This is a genomic window from Sandarakinorhabdus sp., assembly GCF_032115815.1.
Taxonomy (GTDB): domain Bacteria; phylum Pseudomonadota; class Alphaproteobacteria; order Sphingomonadales; family Sphingomonadaceae; genus Sandarakinorhabdus.
Genome location: NZ_JAUMBI010000044.1, coordinates 1 through 4,844, shown reverse-complemented (window position 1 = coordinate 4,844; position 4,844 = coordinate 1). Strand labels below are relative to the sequence as shown.

Sequence of the window (4,844 nt, the reverse complement as noted above, 5' to 3'; positions counted from 1 at the left end):
TCCGATCTACGAGATCGTCACCCCGGCGAACGCCGGGGCCCATCGCCCGCCTTTCCCGTTCACGGCGCCACCCATTCCCCCGCCCAGCCGTCGTTGTTGCGGAACACCGCACGGCGATGCCCGCTGTTGGCCAGGTGCAGCCAATCAATTGCCGTCACCTCGATCCACAGCGTCGCGAAATTGGCGCGGGCCGGCGCGATCTGCTCCAGCGTTGGCTGCTGGCCTTCGATCCACGCCGGCAGGCCTGACGACGGCCCCGGCAACGGCGTGCCGGGCGGGTGTTCGGCCAGATAGCAGCGGCGGGCGAAGGGGGTGGACTGGTCCCAGAAGCCGTCCACCACTTCGTCATCAGTAAGCACGCGGGCAGTGCCGGCGATCCGCAACTGCACCTGCTCGGCTGGATGGTAGGCCAGCACGGCGAGCGGCTTGCCATTCAGCTGCGCCACCTTGGGGCTGCGCGCGTCGGTGTGGAGGCGCAAGGTAGCCGCCGCTGGATCGGCCTTGCGCAGCACCATCACGCGGGCGTGGGGCAGGCCGTGTTCATCCACGCTGGCGATCACCGGCGTGTGGACGGGGCTCTTGCGGTCCGCCCCGCCGCGCACCAGCAAGGTCCAGGCGTGCGCGAGAATGGCGGGGAGGTCGTCTTCGGGCCTCATTTTACCTCCCTCATTTCACTTCGACGATCACATCCACCTCCACCGGCCAGCCGCGCGGCAGGCTGCCGGCGCCGGCGGCAACACGCGGTGCCTTGCCGGCCTCGCCAAAGGCGGTGACCATCACTTCGGAAAAGCCGTTCATCACTTCGGGATGCTGGGTGAAATCGGGCGTGGCGTTGACCAGGCCCATCACCTTCACCACCCGCTTCACCCGGCCCAAATCGCCGAGCTGCGCTTTCAGTGTGGCCAGCACGCACAGGCCGACCTTGGCGGCATTGGCCTTGCCGGCGGCCGTGTCCATGGTGGCGCCCAGCTTGCCGGCTGCGCCCGCCGGGCATTCGCCGTGCCCGGCCAGGAACAGCAATTTGCCGACCCGCGCCGCCGGCACATAGAGGCCGATCGGCGCGTTGGGCGGCGGCAGGGTGAGGCCGGCCTTTGCCAGCCGCTGTTCCGGGGTTTCGGCAAGTGCCGGAGCAGCCATCACGGCGAGAGCGAGAAGGGCGATGCGCGCGTTGTGGATCATGGGTCCGGGGACTCCTTGCCGGGTTGATGGCTCCGGCCTAGCATCATGGCAAACAACCGCAAACAGGGGAGGGCCGGGAATGGCCACATCGCGTCACGTGCCGGGTTTTGCCCATGGCCAGAACGGCAGCGCTGCCGAAACCGATCCGGCAGTGCTGGGCCTGATGCAGGGCGCGCCGGTGCCGGCCGAAAAACAGGTGCGCTGGACCGATGGATCGATGTGGCGCTTCCCGCAGCAGCGCTGGGCGCTTTCGCACATGCGTGAACTTGTGCCGACGGTGAACATCGCGTGCGAAGGGGCGGTGAGTGTGCTGCCTGTGGCGCTGCGCGATGACCTTGATGAGGTGCGGCTGACGACGCTCGACGGGCAGGCGATGACCTGGCGGGAATCGCTGGCCACGACCTATACCGATGCCATCCTGGTGATGAAGAACGGGGTGGTGGTGTATGAACGCCACTTCGGCGCGACCACACCGGCGACTCAGCATATCCTGTTTTCGGTAACGAAAAGCTTTGTCGGCACCATCGCCGAAATGCTGATCGAGGAAGGCGGGATAAAGCCGGATGCGAAGGCAGCGGAGTATGTGGCTGAACTTGCAGGCTCTGGCTTGGGCGACGCGACGATCCGCGAGATTCTGGACATGCGCACCGGTCTCGCCTTCAGCGAAGATTATGTGCCCGGCCAGACCGGCCTGACCGACGTGCAGCGCATGAGCATTTCCACGGGCTGGGTGCCGCGTCTTGCCGACTATACCGGGCCAGACGGCAATTTCGCCTTCACCGCCAGCCTGGGCAAGAACGCCCCGCACGGCGGTGATTTCGTCTATCGCACCCCAAACACCAGCGCCCTGCAATGGATCATCGAACGGGTGGCGGGTGCCAGCCTGGCGGAGCAGATCCACGCCCGATTCTGGGCACCAATGGGCATGGAACGCGATGCCGCGTTGGGTGTGGACCGGCTGGGCACCGGCTTTGGCGGCGGCGGCCTGATGGCCACTGTGCGCGATATCGCCCGCATTGGCGAGATGATGCGGCTGGGCGGGCACTGGAATGGCAAGCAAATCGTGCCGGCTGCCGTGGTGGAGCGCATCTTTGCCGGCGGCGATCCGGCGGCGTTTGTCGCCTGCCAGTACACGGGCAACCTGGATGGCAATTATGGCAGCCAATGGTGGCACCGCGCCGGCGGGCAATTGATGGCGATGGGCGTGCACGGGCAGGGCATTTATGTGGACCGTGCGGCCGGCGTGGTGATCGCCCGGCTCGGCAGCCACCCGGTGGCGAGCAACCGCGGCAATGCCGCGGTGACCACGCCGGCCTATGATGCCATCGTGGCGGCGCTTCAATAGGCGCTGCTCACCAACCGCATCGCGCCGGGTTCCATGGCGGTGAGCGCGCGCGCCGCGATGCGCGGCACGTCGGCTGAAGGCAGGGCCAGCAGTTCATCGGCAACGCGGCTGGCCTGGGTGCAGAAACGGCGCCGATCGGGCACGCTGGAAAAGCCATTGTACAGCCGGGTCATCGCCACATCGTGGCGGGCCTGGCCAGCCGTGCCGTGCTGCTGGCGATAACGGGCCTGTTCGGTGGAATAGGCCTCGTTCAACAGGTTGCGGTGGGTTTTGAGGATGCGGTTGTAATCGTCACGCAAGGCCTGGTTGCCGCACAGCAGCGCCGCAACGTTCAGCCCACCCCGCAAGGCCCATACCACTTCGGCGCTGGCTGCAACCGCATCGGGCACCAGCCGGGTGACGGCGGCGGGCTCGATGGCCTGCACCGGCGCGGCCGGCACCATCGCCACCGGGCGGGGCGGCCCTTCGCTGGTGCTGCATGCCGCCAGTCCCATCATCGACAGCACGCTGGCTGCACGTGTCCCCCGCGCTGGCAATGCCGCCAGCGCCTTGATCCCCTTCATGATTCCCTCTCCCGGTATCGTGATCTTGCCTGTTGTCGATAAAGCCGAGGCCGGCTTTCACCAGCCTGAACGGCCCTGGCTGCGTCAGCCCGTCGCAGCCAGCCAGCGGCTCACCTGGTGCAGATCATCGGCCACGGCCAGCAGGCGCGGGGTGATTTCGGGCGTGGCGGGCAGCAGATCGGGCACCATGATCACCGGCACGCCGGCCATGTGCGCGGCGATGATGCCATTGTGGCTGTCTTCCAGTGCCAGCGCGGCGCCGGGCGCGATGCCAAGGCGGGCGGCGGCGGTGCGATAGGGTTCTGGATGCGGCTTGCCGTTGGCAACATCGTCGCAACCAACGATGGTGGCAAAGCCATCCAGCAGACCGACATGGCCCAGATGCGCGCGGGCCAGCGCCTGTTCGGACGAGGTGACGACGGCAGCCGGAATGCCAGCCGCGTTCACCTGGGCCAGCAGGTCTGCCGCGCCCGGCTTCAGCGGCCGGATCGGCCCCCATTCGCTGCGGATGCGCTGCCGCACCTCGGCCCGCATCACATCATAATCAAGCCCCGCACCAAAGCGCGCCTGCATGATCGCCCGGCTCGCCGGTTCCGGCCGGCCGATCAGTTCGGCATAATCGGCGCCGCTCATCATGAAGCCAAGATCGGCCATCACCGCGATCATGGCATCGCGGATCAGCCGCTCGGTATCGAGCAGCAGGCCATCCATATCGAACAGGATGGCCGCCGGGCGGACGGTTAACACGTGGCTGCGTTCAGGCGGGTTGCTTGGCGCGCGCCGCCGCAATGCGCGCCCGCCAATCGGCTGGGCCGGTCTGGTGGACGCTGGTGCCTTCGGAATCGACCGCAACAGTCACCGGCATGTCCTTGACCTCGAACTCGTAAATCGCTTCCATGCCGAGATCCTCGAAGGCGACGACGCGGCTGGCCTTGATCGCCTTGGCCACCAGATAGGCCGCCCCGCCCACCGCCATCAGATAGGCGGCCTTGTGGCGCTTGATCGCTTCGATGCCCATCGGGCCACGTTCGGCCTTGCCGATCATGGCGATCAGGCCGGTCTGCGCCAGCATCACCTCGGTGAACTTGTCCATGCGCGTTGCCGTGGTCGGGCCGGCGGGGCCGACCACTTCATCGCCCACTGGATCGACCGGGCCGACATAATAGATGACGCGGTTGGTGAAATCGACCGGCAGGGGCTCGCCGCGGGCCAGCATGTCCGCCATGCGCTTGTGCGCGGCATCGCGGCCGGTGAGCATCTTGCCATTCAGCAGCAGGCGATCGCCGGGCTGCCAGCTGGCGACTTCAGCCGGGGTGAGCGTATCAAGATTGACCGGTTTCGACGCCTTGTCCGGCGTCCAGTGCACTTGCGGCCATTCGGCGAGGTTGGGCTGCTCAAGATAGGCCGGGCCATTGCCGGTGAGGGTAAAGTGCGCATGGCGGGTGGCGGCGCAATTGGGGATCATGGCAATGGGTTTCGACGCGGCATGCGTTGGCGTGTCGAGGATCTTCACGTCAAGGATGGTCGAAAGCCCGCCCAGGCCTTGCGCGCCGATGCCGAGATCGTTGACCGCGTCATACAACTCGATGCGCAGATCCTCGATCGACGACTTTGGCCCGCGCGCCTTCAGTTCGGCCATGTCGATCGGTTCCATCAGCGATTCCTTGGCCAGGATCATCGCCTTTTCCGCCGAACCGCCGATGCCGATGCCCAGCATGCCTGGCGGGCACCAGCCGGCGCCCATCAATGGCACGGTG

6 protein-coding genes are annotated in these 4,844 nt (G+C 66.8%); 1 reads left to right on the top strand and 5 read right to left on the bottom strand.

Annotated elements, in window-relative coordinates:
- Window positions 1–59: 59 nt before the first annotated feature.
- Complete coding sequence (locus RT662_RS02335; protein ID WP_313668836.1) at window positions 60–656, bottom strand: pyridoxamine 5'-phosphate oxidase family protein; 597 nt, start codon at window positions 654–656, stop codon at window positions 60–62.
- Between the two features lie 10 nt (window positions 657–666).
- Window positions 667–1,179 (bottom strand): RidA family protein, encoded by a 513-nt coding sequence (locus RT662_RS02330; protein WP_313668834.1) that lies wholly within the window; start codon window positions 1,177–1,179, stop codon window positions 667–669.
- A gap of 79 nt (window positions 1,180–1,258) precedes the next feature.
- Here RT662_RS02330 and RT662_RS02325 point away from each other — a divergent pair, with 79 nt between their 5' ends.
- A complete protein-coding gene (locus tag RT662_RS02325; protein ID WP_313668832.1) occupies window positions 1,259–2,524 on the top strand; it encodes a serine hydrolase in 1,266 nt (421 codons plus the stop codon).
- Here the strand turns inward: RT662_RS02325 and RT662_RS02320 are convergent.
- From RT662_RS02320 to RT662_RS02310, 3 genes are all read right to left on the bottom strand, one after another.
- Window positions 2,518–3,087: a hypothetical protein gene (locus RT662_RS02320; protein ID WP_313668830.1), complete on the bottom strand. Its 570-nt coding sequence runs from the start codon at window positions 3,085–3,087 to the stop codon at window positions 2,518–2,520. The genes RT662_RS02325 and RT662_RS02320 overlap by 7 nt on opposite strands.
- 84 nt (window positions 3,088–3,171) lie before the next feature.
- Window positions 3,172–3,834, bottom strand: a complete 663-nt coding sequence (locus RT662_RS02315) for an HAD family phosphatase (RefSeq protein WP_313668828.1) — start codon at window positions 3,832–3,834, stop codon at window positions 3,172–3,174.
- Window positions 3,835–3,844: 10 nt separating this feature from the next.
- The coding region (locus RT662_RS02310) for a FumA C-terminus/TtdB family hydratase beta subunit (RefSeq protein ID WP_313668827.1) at window positions 3,845–4,844 on the bottom strand (1,000 nt) is incomplete at its 5' end.